Here is a 22,914-nt window from a genome sequence, read left to right as displayed (position 1 = left end):
GTCAGTCTCTCCCGGTGAGCTGGACCGGACCACCGGTCCGGGCGGATTCGTAGATGCCGAGCACCACTTCGAGCGCACGCCGGGCGTCCCGCGTACCGATCGACGGCGGGCGGCCGTCGCGCACCGCGTCGATGAAGTCGAGGTACTGATCCCGATGCGCGTCGGCGACCGACCGGGTCCCGCTTGCCTCCCCCGCCGGCTCCTCATCGGCAGTTTCGAAGGCGATCAGGTCGTCGTTCTCGATCACCGCGCTGCCGCGGTCGCCGTACACGGACAAGCGCACCGGGCGGCCCGGGTACGCCGACGTGGTGGCCACGATCGACCCGATCGCCCCACTGCGGAACCGCACGGTCGCCGCCACCGTGTCCTCGACTTCGATCCGCTCATGCGCGAGCCGGTCGCTGTACGCCTGTACCTCGACGGGCTCGCCCAGCATCCACAGCAGCAGGTCGACCACGTGGATGCCCTGGTTCATCAGGGCCCCGCCGCCGTCGAGCGCGACCGTGCCCCGCCAGCCGCCGGAGTCGTAGTACTCCTGCGAACGCCAGAAGGCCGACTCGGCAATACCCGTGGTGATCCGGCCAAGCCGGCCATCGGCGACAGCTTGGTGCATGAAGGCCGGAGCGTGCTGGAAACGGCGCTGACTGATCACGGCCACGGTCAGCCCGGTCTGCTCCTCCGCATCGATCAGCCGGTCAGCCGCTGCCAGCGTCACGTCGATCGGCTTCTCCACGATGACGTGCTTCCCCGCCTCGAGCGCGGTGATGGCGGCGTCGGCGTGATATCCGCTGGGCAGGCAGATGCTGACCGCGTCGATGTCCGGCCGGGTGCAGGCCTGCTTCAGGTCCGTCATCGGCTCGCCGCCGTACTTGCTGCTCAGGGCCCCGGCCCGCTCCGCCTCCACATCGACGACTGCGACCAACTCCGAGCCCTCGGGGAGGGACGTGATCAGGCGGGCATGGGTCTCACCGATGACTCCGGCACCCATCACAGCGAACTTCATCCGGCCTGTCCTCTCTGTTGTCCGTCGGTCCACGGCAGCACGACTCCACCGGCGTCGGCGCTCTGCTGGGCGAGCAGCGCGACCCGCGTCGCCACGAACCCTGCCGCCGTAGTGGTCTCGGGCTCCAGGCCGGCCGACAGGGCGTCGAGCGCCTCGGCCGCCGGACGCCGGCCGGGCGGCAGCTCCACTTCCCACGGCGGGCGGTCAGTGGTTGCCGCGAGCAACTTGTTCTGCGCCCAGAACAACTCGGCCGTGCCCCCGGTGCCGGTGAGTCGCATCCGGTAGTCACCGTGGTACGGCGATGCGGCGGGCGTCAGCCAGTTGACCTCGATCGTCGCGACGACCGGACCGGCTCCGAGCAGCAGCGAACCGTGCAGCGCGAACTCGGGATCGGTGCTGTCCGCCAACCCGGCGATCGTTCCCTCGGACGCTCCGGACAGCAGCAGGACGAGGTCGATGTCGTGGACGGCGAGATCGCCGAGGATCCCGCCGTACCCCTTCCTGGTGAGGAACCAGTCCGGCCGGGTGGGCCGGTTGAGCTTGTGCGGACCGGTCGACGCGACCTGCACCAACTCGCCCAACGAGCCGTCGGCCAGCAGCGCGCGAGCGGCCAGGGTCTCGGGATAGTTGCGCTTCTCCAGCAGCAGGCAGACGAAGCGGCCGGTCTCGTGCTGAGCGGCCTCGATCGCGTCGAGCTCGGCGAGCGTCGTACAGAGAGGCTTGTCGGCCAGCACGTGCGCGCCGGCGTGGAGCGAGTCCACAATCGCCTCGGCCCGGTCCGCGTAGACGCCGGCGATCATGACGACCTCGGGCCGCAGTTCGTCGAGCAGCCGCCGGTGATCGTCGTACGCCGGTACGCCGAACTCAGCGGCGTACCGGCCCGCCGTCGCCGGATCTGGATCCGCGACGGCGACCAGGACGAGATCCTCGCGCAGTGTCACCTCGTCCAGCGCGTACCTGACATGGGCGTGCGCGGCGCCGATCACGGCCAGCCGGAGGGGTGCGGGCATGGACCGAGTCAACCTTGCAACCGGTTGCTACGTCAAAGGTCAGGGTCAAAGGTCAGATCGGCGCGCGCCCACCTGCCACGATCGACGGAGCAGTGGCGACAGCGGAGCCGGCCACCGCCAGACACTGTTTCAGTAAGCCACGCAGCCGTACGTCGTCCGCCGCCCGGGCCGTCACGGACACGGCTTCGGCGGCGTGCTCGGGCGCGACGAAGGTCCGGTAGAACGACTCGCTCTGGCCGACCCGATCCAGGACCGGAAACCACCAGCGCGCCGATCCCGCCAGCTCGTCCTGCCCGGTGAGGAAATGGACCGCGGTCTGATGCGCCCTGGAGAGTCTCCTCCGCTCGTCCGTCGTCAGCTCCCCACCCACCAGCGCGGTGGAGACGCACAACGAGACCAGTCGTGCGGTCGACTCGAAGCCGGGCTGTGCGGTGCCGAGGAAGCTCGGCGCCAGCGGCAACAGCGCCCTCCGCCCGGCCGAACTGCTGTGGTCGTGGACCGCCCTCGCGACCGCACTCAAGGTGGGGTGCACACAGGAGGGGCGGTCCGTCCAGGGCTCACGGGCCAGCCTCGACACCAGTTCCATCACACACGGATCGGGCCGGGCGACCTTCCCGTAGCCGTTCACTCGCCGGACCGCACTGTTCCGCTGACCGGCGTACCCAGCTGTGGCCGGACCGGTAGCGCCGGTCGCCCGGGTTGTTTCAGCAACCGCACACTCAGCGCGGTGATCACGCCGAGTAGCCCGGCGCCGAGGAACAACGGCCGGTAGCCGATCTCGGCGATCAGAGACGCCGTGACCCCAACTCCGACCAGTCCGCCGACGGCCTTCGCGGAGTACAGGATCGACTGGTTCTGCAGCAGGCTGTTCTCGCCGAAGAACTCGAGCACCAGGTTGGCCATGATCGCGTAGAACGCTCCGCCGCCGAGGCCGGCGAACATCGCGCACAGCACGAACACCCAGCCCGCCCCCGCCTCGCCTGCGACAACCAGGCCGACGTGGGTGAAGCCTTCGACCATCAGTACGGCGGCCAGCACCCGACGCCGGCCGAACCGGTCGGAGAGGTGACCTGCGAACGACCTGCCGAGACCGTTGACCGCGGCAAGCATTCCGGCGGCGAAGCCCGCGACCGCCATGCCCAGCCCCGCCGTGACCGCGTAGCTCACGGCGAACGCGATGCCGAACAACGACAGCGCCGTACACAGAGCGAGCGTCAGCCACATCAGCGGGAGCGCACCGGTCCGCATCGCCTCGGCCGGACGGTAGTGCCGGACCGCGGGTGCGTTGTGCGGGATGCTCCGGTTCAGCTTCCGGTCGATGGCCCACGCCTGCGCGTCGATATCGGCCGGCCACCAGTGCCGCGGCGGGTCCTTCAGCAATCCACCCGCGGTCACCACAATCGCTACGGCGACGATCGCGGTCAGATCGAAGACCAGCCGACGTCCACCAGGCGAGTCGACCAGCGCCAGCAAGGCGATACTCGGTACGGCGCCGACGGCGAATCCACCGGTGACGAAGCCGATCGTCGCAGTACGCCGATCCGGGAACCACCGGGCCGACGTGGTGATGCAGGCGGCGTACACCAGACCTGCGCCGCTGCCGCCGAGCAGCGAGTAGCCGAGCACGACAACGAAGTAGGTGCCCGCGTGGGCGAGCGTGGCGAGCCCGATGGCCGCGAGCACACCTCCGACGATGACCAGCTGCGTCGGTGTGGCACGGCGTACCCGGTGGGCCCAGGCGGCCGGGATGGCGACCAGGGCCTGGCAGGCGACGAACACCGCGAGCAGCCACATGGTCTGGGTGAAGCCCCAGCCGCGGTCGGCGTCGAGGCCGAGCGCGGCGGTGCCGAAGCTGTACTGCAGGGGGCTGATGGCAACCATGCAGGCCCAGGCGGCCCACAGTTGCCAGCGCCGCGAATGTCCGGTCAGATCCCGGGCCTCCTCGCCGATCCGGTACCGCCGGCCGTAGACGTCACGCACGTCCCGGGGCTGCGCGTTCGGCGATCCCACCCCACCACCCCGGTCTGGGGGCATCACGTGATTCATATCGCCTCCTGACTACTGCATACCGTATGAGATCTGTGGTACCCCTCCGCGGCGGCGTTGTCCAGAGCTCGGAGCCCTTGTGCACCAGAATGCATACAGCATACAGTCGCCATACGACCGGCCAGCGATCGGAGGACCTCCCATGGACCTGATGGAGTACCAAGCCAAAGAACTCTTCGCCCGGCACGGCGTTCCGGTGACGCTCGGACGGGTGATCGACGACCCCGCCGACGCCGCCGCGGCGGCCGCGGAACTCGGTGGCCGGGTGGTGGTGAAGGCGCAGGTGAAGACCGGCGGCCGCGGCAAGGCCGGCGGCGTCAAGCTGGCCGCCACGGCTGACGAAGCGGTGACGAAGGCCGGCGAGATCCTCGGCATGGACATCAAGGGACACACGGTGCACCGGGTGCTGCTCGCGCCGGCCGCGGCCATCGCGGCGGAGTACTACTTCTCCTTCCTGGTCGACCGGGCCAACCGCAACTACCTGTGCATCGCCAGCACCGAGGGTGGTGTCGAGATCGAAGAGGTTGCGCACACCAACCCGGACGCGATCGCCAAGGTCGCCATCGACCCGGCCGTCGGTGTCGACGACGCCAAGGCCGCCGAGATCGTGGCGGCAGCGGGCTTCCCGGTTGGTGCGGAGGGCGTCGTCCGCAAGCTGTGGGACGTGTTCATCGCCGAGGACGCCTCGCTGGTCGAGGTGAACCCACTGGTCAAGCTGGCCGACGGCACGCTGGAAGCCCTGGACGGCAAGGTGACGCTCGACGAGAACGCGGCGTACCGGCATCCGGACCACGCGAGCTTCGAGGACAAGGCCTCCGCGGACCCACTCGAGGCAGCGGCCCAGGAGAAGGGCCTGAACTACGTCAAGCTCGACGGCTCGGTCGGCATCATCGGCAACGGCGCAGGACTGGTCATGTCCACGCTCGACGTCGTGGCGTACGCCGGTGAGGCGCACGGCGGCGTGAAGCCGGCGAACTTCCTCGACATCGGCGGCGGTGCGAGCGCCGAGGTGATGGCGAACGGACTCGGCATCATCCTGTCCGACGCGCAGGTGAAGAGCGTGTTCGTGAACGTGTTCGGCGGCATCACCGCCTGCGACGCGGTCTCCAACGGCATCGTCCAGGCGCTCGAACTGCTCGGCGACCAGGCCGACAAACCGCTGGTCGTCCGGCTGGACGGCAACAACGTCGAGGAGGGCCGCAAGATCCTTGCCCGGGCCAACCATCCGCTGGTGACCGTGGTCGACACCATGGACGGCGCCGCCGCCCGCGCGGCCGAGCTGGCCGCCGTCGCGGCGCAGAACTGAGAGGTGGAACAGAGATGGCGATCTTCCTGACCGAGCAGAGCCGGGTCATCGTGCAGGGCATGACCGGCTCCGAGGGACAGAAGCACACCAGCCGGATGCTTGCCGCCGGCACCAACATCGTCGGCGGCGTGACACCCGGCAAGGGCGGTCAGTCGGTCGACTTCGCGAAGCGCTCGATCCCGGTGTACGGCTCGTGCGCGGACGCGGTGAAGGCGACCGATGCGGACGTATCGGTGGTCTTCGTGCCGCCTCGCTTCACGCTGGGCGCTGTGACCGAGGCCGTCGACGCCGGCGTACCGCTGGTCGTGGTGATCACCGAGGGCGTGCCGGTCCAGGACACCGCCGCGTTCTTCGCGTATGCGCAGGCCGCCGGGACCAGGGTCATCGGTCCGAACTGCCCCGGCATCATCACCCCGGGCGAGTCGAACGCCGGCATCATTCCCGCCGACATCGCGGGTCCCGGCCGCATTGGCCTGGTGTCGAAGTCGGGCACGCTGACGTACCAGATGATGTACGAACTGCGGGACTTCGGGTTCTCCACCGCGATCGGGATCGGTGGTGACCCGATCATCGGGACCACACACATCGACGCGCTGCAGGCGTTCCAGAACGACCCCGACACCGATGCGATCGTGATGATCGGTGAGATCGGTGGTGACGCCGAGGAGCGGGCGGCCGCGTTCATCAAGGCGAACGTGACCAAGCCGGTCGTCGGTTACGTCGCGGGCTTCACCGCGCCGGAGGGCAAGACGATGGGCCACGCCGGCGCGATCGTGTCCGGCTCGTCCGGTACGGCGGCCGCCAAGCAGGAGGCCCTCGAAGCCGCCGGCGTACGCGTGGGCAAGACCCCCACGGAGACCGCGGACCTGATGCGCGCCGTGCTGGCGGTGGAGGAGGTCGGCGTATGACGGCGATCGGCTTCATCGGGCTCGGGATCATGCGTTCGCACCTGGCGGCGAACCTGGTCCGGGCCGGCCACTCCATCACCGGGTACGACGTCGTACCGGCTGCTGTGGACGGGGAACGCGGGCTTGAGGTGCTCGCCGGTGGCCTGGCCGGCAACCGCATCCTCGACCTCAAGGCGGCCGGCATGCCGGCTCGCGAGTTCGAGCCCGGCTTCCGGATCGACCTTCACCACAAGGACATGGGCATCGCCCTGGCCTCGGCCCGCGCCGCAGGCGTTGCTCTCCGCGTCACCGGCGTCGCCCAACTGGTGGCGGCGGCGCGCCCAAGGACACGGATCCCTCGACCACTCCGCCCTTCTCAAGGTCGTCGAGCAGCTCTCGGCCCGCTGATCACGTCCGGGGTGGCGCAGTGCTGCCCCGGACCACCAGCTCGGTCGCCACAGAGACCGGGCTGTGGTGGTGCTCCCCCGCCTGGATCTCACTGATCAGAGCGTCGACGCTGTGACGCCCAACCTCCGCGAACGATTGACGGACGGTGGTCAGTGGCGGCCAGAAGTGGGCGGCTTCTTCCATGTCGTCGAAGCCGACCACGCTGACATCGCCAGGTACGGCGCGGCCGCGCTCGTACAGGGCACGCAGTAGGCCGAGGGCCATCTGGTCGTTCGCCACGAACACAGCCGTCACGTCCGCATTGGCAGCCAGGGCGCGGCCGGCGTCGTACCCAGAGCTGGCGGTCCAGTCACCGTCGTGCACGGGCGGCACCTCGCGGCCGTGGTCGAGCAGGGTCTGCTCCCAGGACTGCCGGCGCCGGTCGGCCGCGAACGACGTCGGCGGGCCACCAAGATGCCAGACCGTCCGATGCCCCAGCTCCAGCAGGTGTTCCGTGGCGAGCCGCGCGCCTTGTGCCTGGTCGGTGTCGACGATCGGGTAGTCGTAGTGGGCACTCGAGTCGACGACCACGACCGGCAGGCCGTCCGGCAGTTGTACGCCGGCCTCGTCCAGGGTGTGCGCCTCGATCAGGATGATCACACCGTCCACCGCCTGCTCCCCCAGCCGGCTGAACGCGTTCGTCACCGCGCGCTGGCTGACGTCCAGCACGGGCAGCAGGTTGAGCGAGTAGCCGCTCATCGTCGCCGCCTTCGCGATCGCGTCGAGGGTGCGCGTCGTACCGAAGCTGGACAGCTCGAAGACGATCGCGCCGATACTGCGGAACTCGCCGTTGCGCAGGGCGCGGGCGGCGCCGTTCGGGCGGTAGCCGAGCTCTCGCATCGCGGCCCGGACCCGGTCCCGCGTCACCGCGTCGACGTTGTGCCGGTCGTTCGCGACCCGTGACACGGTCTGCCCGGACACACCGGCCAGCCGGGCCACGTCGGCCATCGACGGTCCGCGCCGCCGTCGTACCAATGGATCCTCCGCTGCCATGACCCTCCCTCGCGTTGCCTGGAGTCTAGACATGTTGACGTAAACACGTTAGCGTCACGCACTTGATGTTGACGTCAACATTGCGCGCGTCGCGGCGACGAGGGAGCGAGAGGAGGTCGACGGACGTATGGCGGAGTCCGTGGCCCAGGACCACATCAGACCACTGCGCGCGACCGGGACCCGGCGGCGCCGGGCCGGTCGGGACGGCAAGGGGTGGCTGTTCGTCGGCCCGTTCCTGGCCGTGTTCGCGCTCACCTTCCTGGCCCCGATCGGGTACGCGATCTACCTCAGCCTGTTCCGCGAGCAGGCCTTCTTCGGCGGCCGCGTGTTCGTCGGACTGGACAACTACCTCGACGCGCTCCAGGACCCGAAGTTCTGGGAGGCGTTCGGCCGGGTCGCGGTCTTCCTGGTCGTCCAGGTGCCGGTGATGCTGATCCTCGCGCTGCTGGCCGCGCTGGCCATCGACAGTGCCCGGCTGCACGCCGCGAGCTTCTTCCGGATCGTGATCTTCCTGCCGTACGCCGTACCGGGTGTGGTCGCCGTGCTGATGTGGGGCTACATCTACGGCAACAACTTCGGCCTCGCCGCCGACCTGAACGACCTGTTCGGTACCAGCGCGATCCAGCCGCTGAGCGGGACCTGGATGCTGCCGTCGATCGCCAACATCGTCACCTGGGAGTTCGTCGGCTACAACATGCTGATCTTCTACTCGGCGCTGCGCACGATCCCCGGCGAGCTCTACGAGGCGGCCGCGATCGACGGCGCCGGGACGTTCCGGACCATCCGGGCGGTCAAACTGCCGGCGCTGCGTGGCGCGATCGTGATCGCCACCATCTTCTCGATCATCGGCAGCTTCCAGTTGTTCAACGAGCCGAACATCCTGCGCACGCTGGCGCCGAACGTGATCACCACGTACTACACGCCGAACATGTACGCCTACAACCTGTCCTTCGCCGGCCAGCAGTTCAACTACTCCGCCACGATCGCGATCGTGATGGGCGTCATCACCGCGATCATCGCGTACGTCGTCCAGCTGCGCGGATCCCGGGAGGCCCTGTGAGTACGACGATCTCACCGCTGCGCCCGAAGCGGTCACGGCTGCTGACCGGCGTGATGGTGGTGTACCTGGTCTACACCCTGGTGCCCCTGCTGTGGTTGTTGCTCAGCGCAACCAAGACGCAGGCCGACCTGCTCTCCAGTCCGGGGTTGTGGTTCGGCAGGAGCTTCGCGTTCTTCACCAACATCAAGGACACCCTCACCTACAACGACGGCATCTTCCTGCGCTGGCTCGGCAACACCGTGCTGTACGTCGTCGTCGGCGCCGGTGGGGCGACGCTGCTAGCGACCGCGGCCGGTTACGGCCTGGCGAAGTACAAGTTCGCCGGCCGGCGCGCCGTCTTCGCGGTGCTGCTGGGTGCGGTCGCCGTCCCCGGGACCGCGCTGGCGGTGCCGACGTTCCTGATGTTCTCGAACCTCGGGCTGACCAACACCGTCTGGGCGATCATCATCCCGTCCCTGGTGAGCCCGTTCGGGCTGTACCTGATGTGGGTCTACGCGACCGACGCCGTACCGCACGAGCTCCTCGAGGCGGCCCGGATCGACGGCGCCGGAGAGGTCCGGACGTTCTTCACCGTCGCGCTGCGACTGCTTGCCCCGGGCATCGTCACCACCCTGCTGTTCGCGGTGGTGTCGACCTGGAACAACTACTTCCTGCCGCTGATCATGCTCAGCAAACCCAACCTCTACCCGCTCACGGTCGGGCTCACCCAGTGGAGCAACCAGGCGACCGGCGTGGGTGCCCGCCCCATCTACAACCTGGTGATCACGGGGTCGTTGCTGACCATCGTGCCCCTCGTGGTCGCCTTCCTCCTCCTCCAGCGCTTCTGGCAATCAGGCCTGAGCGCCGGCAGTGTGAAGTGAAAGGAAACAGCATGAAGTCACACCTTCGTGGCCTCCGGCAGCTGGTGGTTGCCGGAGCCGCACTGACGGCGCTGGCCGTCGTCGCGGCGTGCGGCGGCGGATCGTCCGACGACAGCGCGAGCGGCGGTACGACCACGGGCTCAGCCGACGCCGTGGACGCGGCGTTGAAGGCCGGCGGCGAGATCACGTACTGGAGCTGGACACCGTCGGCGCAGGCGCAGGTCGACGCGTTCGTGAAGCAGTACCCGAACGTCAAGGTCAACTACGTCAACGCGGGCACCGGCAACGACCACTACACCAAGCTGCAGAACGCGATCAAGGCCGGCTCGGGTGCTCCGGACGTGGCCCAGATCGAGTACCAGGCGCTACCGCAGTTCGCGCTGCCCGGCTCGCTCGTCGACCTGAACCAGTACGGCTTCAGCCAGTACGAGTCGGCGTACACCGCCTCGACCTGGGCCGCCGTGCACGCGGGCAGCGGTCTCTTCGGCCTGCCGCAGGACTCCGGGCCGATGGCGCTGTTCTACAACAAGGACGTCTTCGACAAGTATGGCCTGACCGTGCCGAAGACCTGGGACGAGTACGTCGCCGCCGCCAAGAAGCTGCACGCGGCCAACCCGAAGGCCTACATCACCAACGACTCCGGTGACGCCGGCTTCACCACGTCGATGATCTGGCAGGCCGGCGGTACGCCGTTCAAGACCGACGGCAAGAACATCAGCATCAACCTGCAGGACGACGGCTCGAAGAAGTGGACCGGCAGCTGGAACCAGCTCGTCGAGGGCGGCCTGGTCTCCGCGATCCCGGGCTGGACCGACGAGTGGTTCAAGGCACTCGGCGACGGCACCATCGCGACCCTGCCGACCGGTGCCTGGATGCCGGGCGTGATGGAGGCGTCGGTCAAGGCCGGCGCGGGCAAGTGGCGGGTCGCTCCGATGCCGACGTACGACGGCCGGCCGGCCACCGCGGAGAACGGCGGCAGCACCGAGTCCGTCCTGAAGCAGAGCAAGAACCCAGCCCTCGCGGCGGCGTTCGTGCGGTGGCTCAACCACGACGAGGGCGTGAAACCGTTCCTCGCCAGCGGCGGCTTCCCGGCGACCACGGCCGACCTCGAGGACCCGGCGTTCGTCGGCAAGGCCAGTGCCTACTTCGGCGGTCAGAAGATCAACGAGGTGCTCACCGGCGCGGCCGGCACGGTCGTCAAGGGCTGGACCTACCTGCCGTACGAGCTGTACGCGAACAGCATCTACGGCGACACCGTGGGCAAGTCGTACCAGGCCAAGTCCGACCTGGACGCCGGCCTGAAGTCCTGGCAGGACGCTCTGGTTGCCTATGGCAATCAGCAGGGCTTCCAGGTGAACGGCTGACCTGTGTCCCACTTCGCGATCGGTGAGTCCGACTTCCTTCTCGACGGCGCGCCCTTCCGGATCCTGTCCGGGGCACTGCACTACTTCCGGGTGCACCCGGACAGCTGGGCCGACCGGATCGAGAAGGCCCGCCTGATGGGGCTCAACACCATCGAGACGTACATCCCGTGGAACGCGCACAGTCCCCGGCCAGGTGTCTTCGACACCACGGGGATGCTCGACCTCGAACGCTTCCTGCGGGAGGTGGCCGCGGCCGGCCTGTACGCAATCGTCCGGCCGGGACCGTACATCTGCGCGGAGTGGGACAACGGCGGCCTCCCCGCCTGGCTCTTCCGGGAGCCGGGCGTGGGGGTGCGCCGCAACGAACCACGGTTCCTGGCCGCGATCGAGGAGTACCTGGACGCCGTACTGCGGATCGTCCGGCCGCTGCAGGTCGACCAAGGCGGACCGGTCCTGCTGGTCCAGGTGGAGAACGAGTACGGCGCGTTCGGCGACGACGAGACCTATCTGAAGGCGGTCGCCGAGATCATCCAGAACGCCGGGATCACGGTGCCGCTGGTGACCGTCGACCAGCCGGTCGACGCGATGCTGGCGGCCGGCGGACTGGACGGCGTACTGCGGACCGCGTCGTTCGGATCGCGGGCAGGAGAGCGGCTGACGACGTTGCGCAAGCACCAGCCGAGCGGGCCGTTGATGTGCATGGAGTTCTGGGAGGGCTGGTTCGACTACTGGGGCGGGCCGCATCACACGACCAGCGCCGCCGACGCCGCCGCCGAACTAGACGCGTTGCTGGCGGCCGGTGCCTCGGTGAACATCTACATGTTCCACGGTGGCACGAACTTCGGGTTGACCAGTGGGGCCAATGACAAGGGCGTCTATCGTCCGACCATCACGTCGTACGACTATGACGCGCCGCTGGACGAGGCGGGGAACCCGACCGCGAAGTTCCACGCCTTCCGCGAGGTGATCTCGCGGTACGCGCCCGTCCCCGACATTGTCCCGGCGTCGCGGCCGCGGGCGCCCGAGACCTCGGCAGTGCTTGGTTCGCCGGTGCGGTTGCTTGCCGATCCGGATGCCTGGGGCAACTGGGCGTCGTACGACGTACTTCCGTCGCTGGACGAGCTCGACGCGCGGTTGGCGTTGTTTCGCACCGAGGTGCGCGCCGAGGTTCCGGTGTTGCTGAGTGTCGGCGAGGTGCGGGATCGGGCGTACGTGTTCCTGGGCGGTGCTCCGGTTGGGGTCCTCGACCGGGAGCGGCACGATCGTGCATTGATGCTGCCGCGTGGCGGGCGGCTTGAGATCGTGGTCGAGGATCAGGGGCGGGTGAACTACGGCCGGCGCCTCGGCGAGCCCAAAGGGCTGATCGGTCCGGTTCGGGTGGGGTCGACCGAGCTGACCGAGTGGTCGGTGTGTGTGATCGATGTAGAGGCGGTGCCGCGGCTGTGGGACTCCGTCGAGCCGGATGTCCTCGGTGTCGGCCCCACGGCTTGGCGGGCGTCGTTCGAGGTCGGGGAGCCGGTGGACCACTTCCTGTCGACCGTTGCTTGGGGCAAGGGGATCGCCTGGGTGAACGGGTTCGACCTGGGGCGGTACTGGCGGCGGGGTCCGCAGGAGACGTTGTATGTGCCAGGCCCGGTACTTCGTCCTGGCCGCAACGAACTCGTCGTTCTCGAACTGGACGTGATGGCCGAGCCGGTGGCGCACTTCGTGGGCGAGCCTTCGCTGGGGCCGCTCGAACTGTAGGTGGAACAGGTGGGTCCGGCGTCGCTGTGGCCGGACCCACCTGGCTCAGGAGCGCGCCGCCGGCGCGGGAGCGGACGTCGGGGCGTGCGCGAGCGACGGGCCGGTGCCGATCTTGCTGGCGAGGAGGTCGGCGACGGCGTGGACCGCGCGCAAAGTGGGCGCCTTGGTATCGGTGAGGTCGGCCAACTCGACGACAGCGGCGAGGATCACGTCGAGCTCGAGCGGCTTGTCCTTCTCCAGGTCCTGGAGCATCGAGGTCTTGTGCTCACCGACCCGCTCGGCGCCGTTGATCCGCTTGTCCACCGAGATGTCCGGGTGACAGCCGACCGCGGCCGCGATCTCCAGCGTCTCCTCCATCATCAGCCGGATCATCGCCCGCGTCCCCTGATGCTGGGCGATCTCCACCATCGTCGCCCGGGCCAGTGCACTGATCGGGTTGAACGCCGCGTTGCCGAGCAGCTTGATCCAGATGTCCTCACGGATATCCGCCTCGACCGGGCACTTCAACCCACCGGCGATCATCGCCTCGCTGAACGCCGTACACCGATCCGAGACACCGCCGCCCGGTTCGCCGATCGAGAATCGCGTGCCTTCCAGATGGCGTACGAGCCCCGGTCCTTCGAGTTCGGTCGAGCAGTAGACAACGCAGCCCACCGCACGGTCGAGCGCCAGCACCTCGGTCACCGAGCCGTCGGGGTCAACCGACTCGATCCGGCGGCCCTCGTACGGTCCCTTGAGGCCATGGAAGTACCACCACGGGATGCCGTTCTGGGCCGCGATCACGACCGTCCTGTCGTGCAGCAACGGCTCGACCAACGGGCCGGCACTCGCATAGGAGTTCGCCTTCAGCCCGAGGAAGATGTAGTCGACCGGACCGACCTCGGCCGGGTCGTCGGTGGCCGGCGTCCGCGCCTCGAAGTCACCGCGCGGACTGAGTACTTTCACACCACCGGAGCGGATCGCGTCCAGATGGGCGCCGCGGGCAACCAGATGGACCTCCGTCCCACCACGATGCAGAGCCGCACCGACGTACGCGCCGATCGCACCGGCGCCGAGAACCGCAACTTTCATGGCTGTCTCCTAGGTCGTGTCCGGTGAGCGAAGTGCCGTGCCGGGTGCCGCGCGGTAGAGCGCGGGCTCACCGGATACGACCTTGGTCCCTCGGGCCGGATGCGGTGGGCACCGGCGGCGCGCGCCGCGGCGGGCCGCTCCAGCAGCGGGAGCTCGGTGAACAGGATCGAGCAGTTGACGGCGAACCGTGCGGTGCCCATGCGTGTCCCACCTTCCGGAGGGGCTTGGTATACCGGATACAGTAGGCGGGCGCCTGTATCCGGTCAAGACATGATGCAGATCACATTTTCGGTAAGCGCTCGCCCGCTGAATCCGGGCCGTCCCGGCGGTACGTACCCCTGTCAGTTCCTCCAGACCAAAGGGAGTACGTCATGGGACGCGTCATCGTGATCGAGTTCGTCAGCCTGGACGGTGTGGTGTCGGATCCGGACGGCTCGGCCGGTACGCCGGGCGGCGGCTGGGCGTTCCGGCACGGACCGGAGACCGTCGCCGGGGACAAGTTCCGGCTGGGCCGGGTGATGGACGAGGGCGTGATGCTGCTCGGCCGCACCAGCTGGCAGCTGTTCAGCCGGCTCTGGCCGAACCGCACCGACGAGTTCTCCACCCGGATGAACAAGATGGCCAAGGTCGTCGCGTCGCACACGCTGACCGACATCTCCGCCTGGTCCAACTCGAGCGTGCTCGACGGCTCGCTGACCGACTACGTGCACACCGAGACGCGCGACGTCGTCGTCACCGGCAGCCTGAGCATCGTCCACGCACTCCAGGCTGCCGACCTCGTCGACGAGTACCGGCTGCTCACCTTCCCGTCGATCATCGGCTCCGGCACCAAGTTGTTCCCGGACCTGGCGTCGCCGGTGCACCTGCGGCTGGCCTCGGTCGACCGGGCCGGCGCGGCGACCCTGGCGACGTACCAGCGGTCAGAGAGTGGGAGCTAGCCCGAACGCCGCGAAGACGGCCTCGTCCTGGAAGACCCGGTTGTGGCTGATGCCGGCCGCGGTGATGGTGAAGACATGCAGGGTGTGCAGCCTGTGGACATCACCCTCACCGCGGTAGACCGCGATCCCGGCCTGGCCGTTGGCCGCGATCGGGAACACCCGCCAGTCGGTACCACGCAGCGCGAAGACCCGCGCCACGAACCGCAGGTGGTCCTCGCGTCCGGCGTACCAGTTGTAGAACGGCGGCATCTCCAGTACGACGTCCGCCGTGAGCAGCTCCGCGAACGCGCCGACGTCCGCCTTCTCGAACGCGGCGATGTACTTCTCGACGAGCTGCCGGGAGCGCGGGTCATCGGGCTCGAGTACGTCGTCCTCGGCCAGTCCGGTGTCGGCGAGCTTCCCGCGGGCGCGCTGGAGCGCACTGTTGACCGAGGCCGGCGTCACCTCGAGGGCTGTCGCGACCTCAGCTGCAGACCAGTCCAGTACGTCGCGCAGGATCAGTACGGCGCGTTGCTTCGCGGGCAGGAACTGCAGTGCGGCGATCAGAGCGAGCCGCAGGCTACCGCGCTCCCCGGCCACGACCGCGGGGTCGTCCGGGAACGGCTGCAGCCACGGCACCTCCTCACCGCGGACAAGTGCGCCCTCCGGATCCTCACCGCGGGCGACCAGTCCTGACGGCAGCGGCCGGCGTCCGCGGTTCTTGAGCTCGGTCAGGCAGGTGTTCGTGGCGATCCGGTAGAGCCAGGTGCGCAGCGACGCCCTGGTCTCGTCGTACCGGTCGAAGGCACGCCAGGCACGCACCATGGTTTCCTGCAGCAGATCCTCCGCGTCGTGGATCGAGCCGGACATGCGGTAGCAGTGGTGCAGCAGCTCACGCCGGTACGGCGCCGTCCTCGTCTCGAAGGTCACTGCACCATTGTGTTGGCAGGATGGGGCGATGACCTGGCCACGGATGGTGTGGATCGGCGGGGCGCCGGGAGCGGGGAAGTCGACGATCGCGCGGGACCTTGCGCGACGCTCCGACCTGCCGCTGCATCCGGTGGACCTGTGGACGTACGACCATGTCGGGCGGATGCCACCGATGCGGTCGCTGGCTGAGGATCTGGCCGAGGGGCCGGAGTACGCCGCCGAAGCGTTCGTGCGGATCGCGCGGACGCGGCTGGAGCTCGTTGCCGAGGACGTGCGCTCGCGCGGGCTGGGCGACGTACCGGCTCTGGTGGAGGGACCGCAGCTATATCCGTCGATGGCCGATGAGTCGGTCCTGGCAGCGGCGTGGTTGGTGCCGAATGCGGAGCAGACGCGGCGGGCGCGGGAGGAGCGGCTGGCGCGGGCGCATGATCCGGCGGGGCGCGCCCGGCTAGAGGGTCTGCTGGCGCGGGACGCCGTACTGGCTGAGCTGGTACGGCGTGAGGCGGCGGAGTACGGGCGGACGCTCATCGAGGTGTCAGCCACGCCGGATTGGGCCCGGATCGCTCGTGGGGTGGAGTCAGCACTGGGCGAGCCGCGCCGGCTACCTGCAGGTACGGCGTTGAGCGCGCAGCGGCAGTTCGAGAACGCCGCGGCCTGTCGTCAGGGACGACTGTGGCAGGCGGACATCGGACTGGCGGAGCTGCCGCCGTACCCGTTCGCCTGCGAGTGCGGCACCTCCGGGTGCGCCGAGACTTGGTCCGGGACACCCGACGCGTACGACGCTGTCGATGGGCTACTCGTCACGCACTAGGAGTGGGTCGCGCGGAGGGCCAGGGCGAGCTCCTCCAACGCCGGCAGCGCGTCGATGATCTGCCGAACCGACTTGTCCGGGAGCTCATCGAGGCAGGCACCGATCGCCTCGGTGCGCAGCAGTTTGACCCGCTCGTGCACCTCACGCCCGGCCTCGGTCGCCTCGACCTGGATCACCCGCAGGTCCTCCGGGTTCGGGTCGCGCTGGATCAGGGCGAGCTCCGTCAGCCGACCGACCACTCGCGACAGCATCGTCGGGTTGACGCCCTCGAGCTGCGCCAGCTCGGTCAGGCCGAGCGGACCGCGGAACGCGATCAGGCCCAGCACGGACGCCTGGGTCGGCGTCAGCCCTTCGCCGGTGGCCGTGGCGTTGAGCTCCCGCGCGAGCCTGGAGATCACGCCGCGGAGCCGGCTCAACGTCTCGGTGTCCGTCATGTCACCCCTTTATTGCCTGCCGGCAAGCAATGTAATCTGTTCATCGATGGAATCGTCGGGTGCACCCCAGCAGATCGCCGAACCGGCCGCGGACGAGCCACTGGCCCACCGGCGAGTGGTCTTCGGCATCGTCTCGATCGCTCTCCTGATGGCCTCGATTGATCAGACCATAGTGGCGACCGCGCTCAACGCCATCCGCGGCGACCTGAACGCGGAGCTGACGTGGAGCGGCTGGACGATCACCATCTACGCGCTGGGCCAGATCATCGTGATGCCGCTGGCCGGCCGGCTCGGTGACCAGTTCGGCCGGCGGCGGATCTTCCTCGGCGCGGCGGTGCTCTTCACCGTCGCGTCGCTGCTGTGCAGCCTGGCCGACAACATCTACCTGCTGGTGGTGTTCCGCGGCCTGCAGGCGATCGGCGGCGGCGCCTTCATGCCGACCGCGACCGGCATCGTGTCCGAACAGTTCGGCCGCGACCGGGACCGCGCGATCGGCATGTTCACCTCGATCTTCCCGATCGGCGGCATCCTCGGCCCGATCATCGGCGGCATCATCGTCACCTACTGGTCCTGGCGGGAGATCTTCATCGTCAACGTGCCGATCGGCGTCCTGCTGATCGTGCTCGGCCTGCGGTTCATCCCGCGCAGTGTGCCGCAGCGTGCTGCCCGGGTCGACGGCGTCGGCGCCGTACTGCTGGGGCTGACCATTCTGTTCGGGATGTACGGGATCACACTGCTCGGCGGGAACGGCGCGACGCCCGCCGACCCGTTCTTCATCGGCGCCGAGGTGATCGCGATCGTGCTCGGCGTCCTGTTCGTCCGGCACGCGAACCGCCGGGCCGCGCCGTTCATCCCGATCTCGTTGTTGCGCGGGCGTGGCTTCGGGGCGATGAACGCGATCAACTTCCTGTTCGGCGCCGCCGTGCTGGGCTTCGGCGCGCTGGTTCCGCTCTATGCCGAATCGCGGTACGGGATCCAGCCGCTCCAGGCCGGAACGTTGCTCACGGCAAGGGCCGTCGGGATGATCTGTGTGGCCGGCCTGGCCGTCTTCGCGCTGCGCCGGACCGGGTACCGGACGCCGATGATCGGTGGGTTCGTGCTGGTCGCGGCCGGGATGACCGTGATGTCGGTGGCTCCGCACGGGTTGACGCCGTACGCCTGGCTGGCGCTGGCGGCGGGGATCACCGGAATCGGGATGGGGTTGTCGATTCCGGCGTCGAACAACGCGAGTCTGCAACTGGCGCCGGCGCAGATCTCGGCGATCGCCGGGTTGCGCGGGATGTTCCGGCAGTCCGGTGGCATCGTCGCGGTCTCGATCACGACCGCGCTGCTGGCGCACGCCCAGAACGGCGGCCTGGCGCAGGCCAACAGCTTCGTCGTCTTCGCCGTCGTCCTGCTGCTGATCCTGCCGCTGACCCTGTTCGTACCCGACCACCGTGGCTCCTGGTGATCGCGCCCCAGAGCTTTAGGTGTGCTACGGTTTCCAGCGGTTGCAGTTTTGCAGTTCCACGTACGTTCAAGACGCCCGCGGATTTGTGATCCGCCGGGCGTTTTCTCATTCCGGGCCTGATCGAGGCCTTGTGTGGGAGGGCTGGTTGCGGCAACCGACACCCATCAGGACCCACAGAAGGACAAGATCATGGCTAGCGGCACAGTGAAGTGGTTCAACAGCGAGAAGGGCTTCGGCTTCATCTCCCAGGATGACGGCGGCGCCGACGTGTTCGTGCACTACTCGGCGATCGCGTCGAGCGGCTACCGCTCGCTGGACGAGAACCAGAAGGTCGAGTTCGAGCTGACCCAGGGCCCGAAGGGCCCGCAAGCGGAGAACGTCCGCCCGCTCTGACCTGAGCACCCAGCAGCCCCCGGCCGATCTTCGGTCGGGGGCTGCTGTCATGTCGTCCAGAGGTACTCGCCGTCGTCCAGCTCGTCCGTGCGGGTGAGACCGGCGGCCTTGGTGACTGCTGCCGAGGCGGCGTGGTCCGGGTGGACGTGGGCGATGATGCGCTTCATGCCCTGCGCGTTCAGCCAGGCGACCAGGCCCTGAGCGGCCTCCTTCGCGTAGCCGCGCCCCTGCCACTCGGTGCCGATGACCCAGGCGATCTCCGCGGTACTGCCGGTGACGGTCGCTTGCACGTAGCCGACGAGCACGTCGTCGTGCTGGATCACCCAGTTGAGCCATTGCTCATCGGGACGCCCCGGTCCCTCGAGTTGGCGCCGGTAGCGGGCCTCGATGCGCTCCAGCGTCGGCGGTTCACCACCGATGAAGGTGTAGAGCGCCGGATCGGCCAGCACCTTGGCCATCTGCCCGGCGTACTCGACCTTCAGCGGGAGCATCGCCAGGCGGGCGGTCTGGAAGGGCGTGATCACGGCTCAACCGTAGCGCCGCGCATTCGTGTGCAGGTCGAACTGCGGACTCCGGTGGCCGTCGGCCTCGTACGGCGCCACCCGCTCCTCGTAGTGCAGGTAGGTACCGGTTGCCGCCCCCAGCCGGTCCCCTGTCTCCACGGTCTCCCCCTGGCTGACCGTGACATCGCCCAGATGCTCGTACACGTGCCAGATGGCGTTCGACTCGACCACAACCTCACCGGCACCGGCCTGGACCACCACACCGGCCAGGGTCGCCCTGACCGGCATACCGGGTTCGGTGCGGTAGTCGCGACCGGGATGACCCGCGTCCCCGAACTCGCGGACCACCACAGGGTTGTGCACCGGCGCAGCCATCCTCAGATGGTGTGGCGGAACCTTCAGGCAGCCTTAAAGCCGGGTCGGCACGCCCGGACAGGGCGCCGGCTCGACCTCGAGCTCTGCCATCCGCTGCACGTAGGTGCGGTACGCCCGACGGGCCTCGCCGTGCGCACCACTCGCCTGGAACGCCGACACCAGGCCCAGATGCGCGCGCTCGTCGTACTGGTCCCGCTGCAGGATCCGCAGCAGGTAGCCGGCCGCCGCGTCGGGGTCACGCCGGCCGCGCTCGGCCAGCACCCGCGCCACCCGGACGTAGAGCGCCCGCGCCTCCTCCCGCATCCCGGCAGCCCAGTCCGCGAACACGTCCTCCTCCAGGAAGTCCCCGCTGTACGCCGCCTCGGCCGCGCGCAGCAACCGTAGATCGCCCGTGTTGAGGCCCTCCCGCGCGTCGTGCAGGAACAGCTCCACGTCCACGGCCGTTTGCTCACCATCCAGCCAGATCGTCGCGCGGTCCGCTCCGACGAAGCCGTCCGGCGGGTACCTCTTGTTCGGGTCCAGCACGGAGCGGACGGTCGAGAGCGCTACCGAGAGGCGTGGTGAGGCGACCGACTCGTCCTGGTCCGGCCAGAGCAGATCCAGCAACTGGACGCGGGCGACCGGATGGCAGCGGCGGGCGACCAGAATCTTCAGCAGGTCGCGTGCCTTCTTCGAAGGCCACTCACCGAGCTGGATCGCCTTGCCGGCCCGCAGGACGCGGAAGCCGCCGAGGCACTCGATGCGGACCGGCGCCGGACCGGTCGCGTCACTTGTCGCCAGCGCGGCTGCCGCGTAGCGCGTCGCGCCGGCCGCCAGGAATTGCTGGTGGGCGCGCAGCGCCAGCTCACGGCCTTCAGGACCATTGGTGCGCCCGGCAAGCATCAGCTCGGCCCGCGCCTCTCCCAGCTGGTCGCCCAACTCTCTGCGGATGTTCAACACCTCGTGCAGGACCTCGCCACCGCCCGCTGCGGCGTACAGCTCCAGTGCGTCGGCGAGACCAGCCCGGTCGCGGCGCTTGCGGCTGATCGCGGCAGCCTCCGCCGCAGTGGCCGCCGCCCCGGTCTGGTTGCCCGCGTGCAGGGTGACCCAGCCGAGAGCGACCAGTGCACCGGAGAGTCCGAGAACCGGGCCGTAGTCGACGGCCTGACGTGCCAGCGCGGCCAGCTCAGCGGCTCGCTCCGGCTCCTCCACTGCTAGGACCCTGGCCAGGCCGGCCAGCGACGGTACGAGGGACTGCATGTCCCTGGTCTCCTCGGCCATCGGGATGGCCTCTTCGAAACAGGCTCTGGCCAGGGCGCGGTCACCACGCTGGCGATACACCTCGCCCAGGACCGACAGCGGCTGAGCGACGCGCTTGGACTCGAGCTTCTGGTAGAGCGCGCGGGACGCCTCCAGCTCGCCGATGGCCTCGTCCAGCCGACCGAGTCGGAGCAGCGCCTCGCCGCGGTTGTTCAACGCCAGCGCCCGGAACACCGCGAAGCCGGCGCGATCTGCGAGCTCCAGCGCGATGTCCAGCTCCTGCAGGCCGAGTGCGTAGTCGCCTTCGGAGATGTGGTGCGAGGAGCGGTTCACCCGGATCCGGATCGCCTGCAGCAGGTCACCCGCACGCTCCGCATGTTCGAGCGCCCGCACGTAGTGGGAGGAGTTGCCGCGCGGGTCGCTGTCCACCGCGGCCAGCATCGCGAGGACGGTGTGCACGATCGCCAGTGCCCTGTCGTCGCCGGAGACCTTGGCGGTCTCGTACGCCGCGGTGATGAGCGCGCGGCACTCCTCGAACTCGCCACGCAGCCAGTGCGCACCAGCCCACCAGGCTTGCAGGAGCGCCTCGTCCGTCGGGTGTCGCCCGTCGATCCGTCCACGCTGGTACGTCGCGATCGCCACGTCGGTCTGGCCGCGCAGGTGATGGATCAGCCCCAGCCGCCAGGCGATGGCGACCGGGATCTCGCCCTCCGGCTCGATGATCCGGTCGAAGCACTCCATCGCACCCTGCCAGTCACCGAGGACCTGCCGGGCTTCCCCTTCCAGCTGGTCCATCGCGGCGTCGCGCAGCTCAGCGGGCAGCGCGCCGACGGCCGCGACCACGGTCTCTGCCATGCCGCCGCTGACCATCGCCTGCCCGCGTTCGGTCAGCATGCGGGCCGCCCTCGCCGCGTCGACGGCCTGGTAGCACGCCAGGGCGTCGCGATGCTCGCCCACCGACTCGAACCACTGCCCCGCTCGCAGCGACAGCTCGGTCAGCTCCTGATCGTCGACGACCAGTCTGTCGGTGGCGAAGTTCTTCACCAGCGGATTGAGCTCGTAGCCGTCGTCCTCACCGGCAGACACGAGCAGTCCGCGCGTGCGGAGCTGCTGCAGCGTTTCCGCGCTGTCGGTGAGTCCGATCGCCTTGCACAGCTCCGCACCGAACCTTGGTAATACAGCCACGCCGGCGACCAGGCGTCGTACCGCAGGAGGCTCGGCCGCGAAGACCTCCTCGGCTAGGTAGTCGTAGAGCGGGCCGTCCGAGCGCAGAGCCCGGCGCAATCGGGTGGCGCGCTGGTCGGCGGGTGCGGTCCGCAGTGCTTCCACGGCGAGACGTACGGCGGCCGGCCAGCCGTGGACCGCAGACTGGAGTGGTTCGGCAAGATCCTCAGTGCCATCGCCGAGAACGTTCTCCAGTACGGCGAGGGTCTCGGCGACTGTGAACGCGAGAGCGGTGGCGTCAATCTCCAGCACCTGGCCGCGGCCGCGGAGCCGGTCGATCCCGAAGGGCATCGGGGTGCGGGAGGCAACAACCACGTGCAGGTTCGGCGGAGCGGTGCGGATCAGACCCTCGACGAGCTTGGTCGCGGGTGCGGCCGGGTCCAGCTCGTGCAGGTCGTCGAGGACCAGTACCAGGTCGTTGCTGAGGTTCGCGTCCAAGGCGTCGGCGAGCAGAGCAGCGTACGCGAGGGCTCTGGTCTGCTGCTCGGCGTCGGCGTCCGGTCCGCGAGGGCTCTGCAGCTCGGCCGGGATGGTGTCCAGTTCGGGCACTTGCCGCCGGAGCGCACCGACGAGGCCGGACACCATGGCGGACAGCGAACCGTCCTCGGCGCGCACGGTGTGCCAGGCACAGGCTCGTCCGGCCGCCCATGAGCCCAACAGCGTCGACTTCCCGAACCCGGCGTCCGCCACCACGGTCAGCAGCCGTCGCTGAACCCCCTCATCCAGCAACGCCACCAGCCGCGGCCGCCCCACGGTCCCAGACTCCACCCGCCTCACCTCCCCAGAATCCCCAACAGGACAGCACCCTGCAGAGGTACGCCGCAACCGTGCCAGCCCTGATCTAGTTG

General features: G+C 69.0%; 22 protein-coding genes. 11 read left to right on the top strand and 11 right to left on the bottom strand.

Annotated elements, in window-relative coordinates:
• Position 1 precedes the first annotated feature (1 nt).
• Genes E0H75_RS10970 through E0H75_RS10955 form a run of 4 tightly spaced genes read right to left on the bottom strand, consistent with a single transcriptional unit; the run spans position 2 to position 4,023 of the window.
• On the bottom strand, positions 2–1,003 hold the full coding sequence (locus tag E0H75_RS10970; protein WP_202872956.1) for a Gfo/Idh/MocA family protein: 1,002 nt from the start codon (positions 1,001–1,003) through the stop codon (positions 2–4).
• A complete protein-coding gene (locus tag E0H75_RS10965) occupies positions 1,000–2,013 on the bottom strand; it encodes a Gfo/Idh/MocA family protein (protein WP_131513402.1) in 1,014 nt (337 codons plus the stop codon). Before E0H75_RS10965 ends, E0H75_RS10970 begins: the two co-directional genes overlap by 4 nt.
• Positions 2,014–2,065: 52 nt before the next feature.
• Positions 2,066–2,641: a hypothetical protein gene (locus E0H75_RS10960; protein WP_131513400.1), complete on the bottom strand. Its 576-nt coding sequence runs from the start codon at positions 2,639–2,641 to the stop codon at positions 2,066–2,068.
• Positions 2,638–4,023, bottom strand: coding sequence for an OFA family MFS transporter (locus tag E0H75_RS10955; RefSeq protein ID WP_238162954.1), 1,386 nt, complete (start codon positions 4,021–4,023; stop codon positions 2,638–2,640). The genes E0H75_RS10960 and E0H75_RS10955 overlap by 4 nt, the downstream gene beginning before the upstream one ends.
• 178 nt (positions 4,024–4,201) lie before the next feature.
• Between E0H75_RS10955 and sucC the strand changes: the two genes are divergently transcribed.
• From sucC to E0H75_RS10935, 3 genes are read left to right on the top strand one after another with little or no spacing between them, the layout of a single operon-like run.
• Positions 4,202–5,365 (top strand): ADP-forming succinate--CoA ligase subunit beta, encoded by a 1,164-nt coding sequence (gene sucC / locus E0H75_RS10950; protein ID WP_131513398.1) that lies wholly within the window; start codon positions 4,202–4,204, stop codon positions 5,363–5,365.
• A 14-nt stretch (positions 5,366–5,379) separates the two neighbouring features.
• Positions 5,380–6,273 (top strand): succinate--CoA ligase subunit alpha, encoded by an 894-nt coding sequence (gene sucD / locus E0H75_RS10945; protein WP_131513396.1) that lies wholly within the window; start codon positions 5,380–5,382, stop codon positions 6,271–6,273.
• Positions 6,270–6,755 carry an NAD-binding protein gene (locus tag E0H75_RS10935; RefSeq protein WP_238162953.1) on the top strand — a complete coding sequence of 162 codons (486 nt, stop codon included), beginning with the start codon at positions 6,270–6,272 and terminating at the stop codon, positions 6,753–6,755. Before sucD ends, E0H75_RS10935 begins: the two co-directional genes overlap by 4 nt.
• Here the strand turns inward: E0H75_RS10935 and E0H75_RS10930 are convergent.
• The gene (locus tag E0H75_RS10930; protein ID WP_131513394.1) at positions 6,661–7,692 is read right to left on the bottom strand and encodes a LacI family DNA-binding transcriptional regulator; all 1,032 of its coding nucleotides are present in this window, start codon (positions 7,690–7,692) and stop codon (positions 6,661–6,663) included. The genes E0H75_RS10935 and E0H75_RS10930 overlap by 95 nt on opposite strands.
• 127 nt (positions 7,693–7,819) lie before the next feature.
• On the opposite strand from E0H75_RS10930, the gene E0H75_RS10925 reads away from it, so the two are divergent.
• Genes E0H75_RS10925 through E0H75_RS10910 form a run of 4 tightly spaced genes read left to right on the top strand, consistent with a single transcriptional unit; the run spans position 7,820 to position 12,719 of the window.
• A complete protein-coding gene (locus E0H75_RS10925; RefSeq protein ID WP_131513392.1) occupies positions 7,820–8,752 on the top strand; it encodes a carbohydrate ABC transporter permease in 933 nt (310 codons plus the stop codon).
• Entirely contained in the window at positions 8,749–9,612 is an 864-nt protein-coding gene (locus E0H75_RS10920) for a carbohydrate ABC transporter permease (protein WP_202872955.1), read from the top strand. The genes E0H75_RS10925 and E0H75_RS10920 overlap by 4 nt, the downstream gene beginning before the upstream one ends.
• Before the next feature lie 11 nt (positions 9,613–9,623).
• Positions 9,624–10,976 carry an ABC transporter substrate-binding protein gene (locus E0H75_RS10915; protein WP_131513390.1) on the top strand — a complete coding sequence of 451 codons (1,353 nt, stop codon included), beginning with the start codon at positions 9,624–9,626 and terminating at the stop codon, positions 10,974–10,976.
• 3 nt (positions 10,977–10,979) lie between these two features.
• A complete protein-coding gene (locus E0H75_RS10910) occupies positions 10,980–12,719 on the top strand; it encodes a glycoside hydrolase family 35 protein (protein WP_131513388.1) in 1,740 nt (579 codons plus the stop codon).
• 45 nt (positions 12,720–12,764) lie between these two features.
• Here E0H75_RS10910 and E0H75_RS10905 read toward each other — a convergent pair whose 3' ends face one another.
• Positions 12,765–13,790, bottom strand: coding sequence for a 2-dehydropantoate 2-reductase (locus E0H75_RS10905; protein ID WP_131513386.1), 1,026 nt, complete (start codon positions 13,788–13,790; stop codon positions 12,765–12,767).
• 371 nt (positions 13,791–14,161) lie between these two features.
• On the opposite strand from E0H75_RS10905, the gene E0H75_RS10895 reads away from it, so the two are divergent.
• Complete coding sequence (locus tag E0H75_RS10895; RefSeq protein WP_131513384.1) at positions 14,162–14,728, top strand: dihydrofolate reductase family protein; 567 nt, start codon at positions 14,162–14,164, stop codon at positions 14,726–14,728.
• Here E0H75_RS10895 and E0H75_RS10890 read toward each other — a convergent pair.
• Positions 14,711–15,637, bottom strand: a complete 927-nt coding sequence (locus E0H75_RS10890; RefSeq protein ID WP_131513382.1) for a sigma-70 family RNA polymerase sigma factor — start codon at positions 15,635–15,637, stop codon at positions 14,711–14,713. The genes E0H75_RS10895 and E0H75_RS10890 overlap by 18 nt on opposite strands.
• A 28-nt stretch (positions 15,638–15,665) precedes the next feature.
• On the opposite strand from E0H75_RS10890, the gene E0H75_RS10885 reads away from it, so the two are divergent.
• Entirely contained in the window at positions 15,666–16,448 is a 783-nt protein-coding gene (locus E0H75_RS10885) for a hypothetical protein (RefSeq protein WP_238162952.1), read from the top strand.
• Here the strand turns inward: E0H75_RS10885 and E0H75_RS10880 are convergent.
• Positions 16,445–16,882, bottom strand: a complete 438-nt coding sequence (locus E0H75_RS10880) for a MarR family winged helix-turn-helix transcriptional regulator (RefSeq protein ID WP_131513380.1) — start codon at positions 16,880–16,882, stop codon at positions 16,445–16,447. The two genes, E0H75_RS10885 and E0H75_RS10880, sit on opposite strands and share 4 nt — an antisense overlap.
• A 46-nt stretch (positions 16,883–16,928) precedes the next feature.
• On the opposite strand from E0H75_RS10880, the gene E0H75_RS10875 reads away from it, so the two are divergent.
• Positions 16,929–18,332 (top strand): MFS transporter, encoded by a 1,404-nt coding sequence (locus E0H75_RS10875; RefSeq protein WP_131513378.1) that lies wholly within the window; start codon positions 16,929–16,931, stop codon positions 18,330–18,332.
• 189 nt (positions 18,333–18,521) lie between these two features.
• Positions 18,522–18,725 (top strand): cold-shock protein, encoded by a 204-nt coding sequence (locus E0H75_RS10870; RefSeq protein WP_131513376.1) that lies wholly within the window; start codon positions 18,522–18,524, stop codon positions 18,723–18,725.
• Between the two features lie 47 nt (positions 18,726–18,772).
• Here E0H75_RS10870 and E0H75_RS10865 read toward each other — a convergent pair whose 3' ends face one another.
• From E0H75_RS10865 to E0H75_RS10855, 3 genes are read right to left on the bottom strand one after another with little or no spacing between them, the layout of a single operon-like run.
• The gene (locus E0H75_RS10865; protein WP_238162951.1) at positions 18,773–19,249 is read right to left on the bottom strand and encodes a GNAT family N-acetyltransferase; all 477 of its coding nucleotides are present in this window, start codon (positions 19,247–19,249) and stop codon (positions 18,773–18,775) included.
• A gap of 3 nt (positions 19,250–19,252) precedes the next feature.
• A complete protein-coding gene (locus E0H75_RS10860; protein ID WP_131513374.1) occupies positions 19,253–19,603 on the bottom strand; it encodes a M23 family metallopeptidase in 351 nt (116 codons plus the stop codon).
• Between the two features lie 33 nt (positions 19,604–19,636).
• Positions 19,637–22,834, bottom strand: coding sequence for a tetratricopeptide repeat protein (locus tag E0H75_RS10855; RefSeq protein WP_238162950.1), 3,198 nt, complete (start codon positions 22,832–22,834; stop codon positions 19,637–19,639).
• Positions 22,835–22,914 lie beyond the last annotated feature (80 nt).

Source organism: Kribbella capetownensis (genome assembly GCF_004331485.1).
GTDB lineage: Bacteria > Actinomycetota > Actinomycetes > Propionibacteriales > Kribbellaceae > Kribbella > Kribbella capetownensis.
This window is presented reverse-complemented; position numbering and strand designations above follow the sequence as displayed.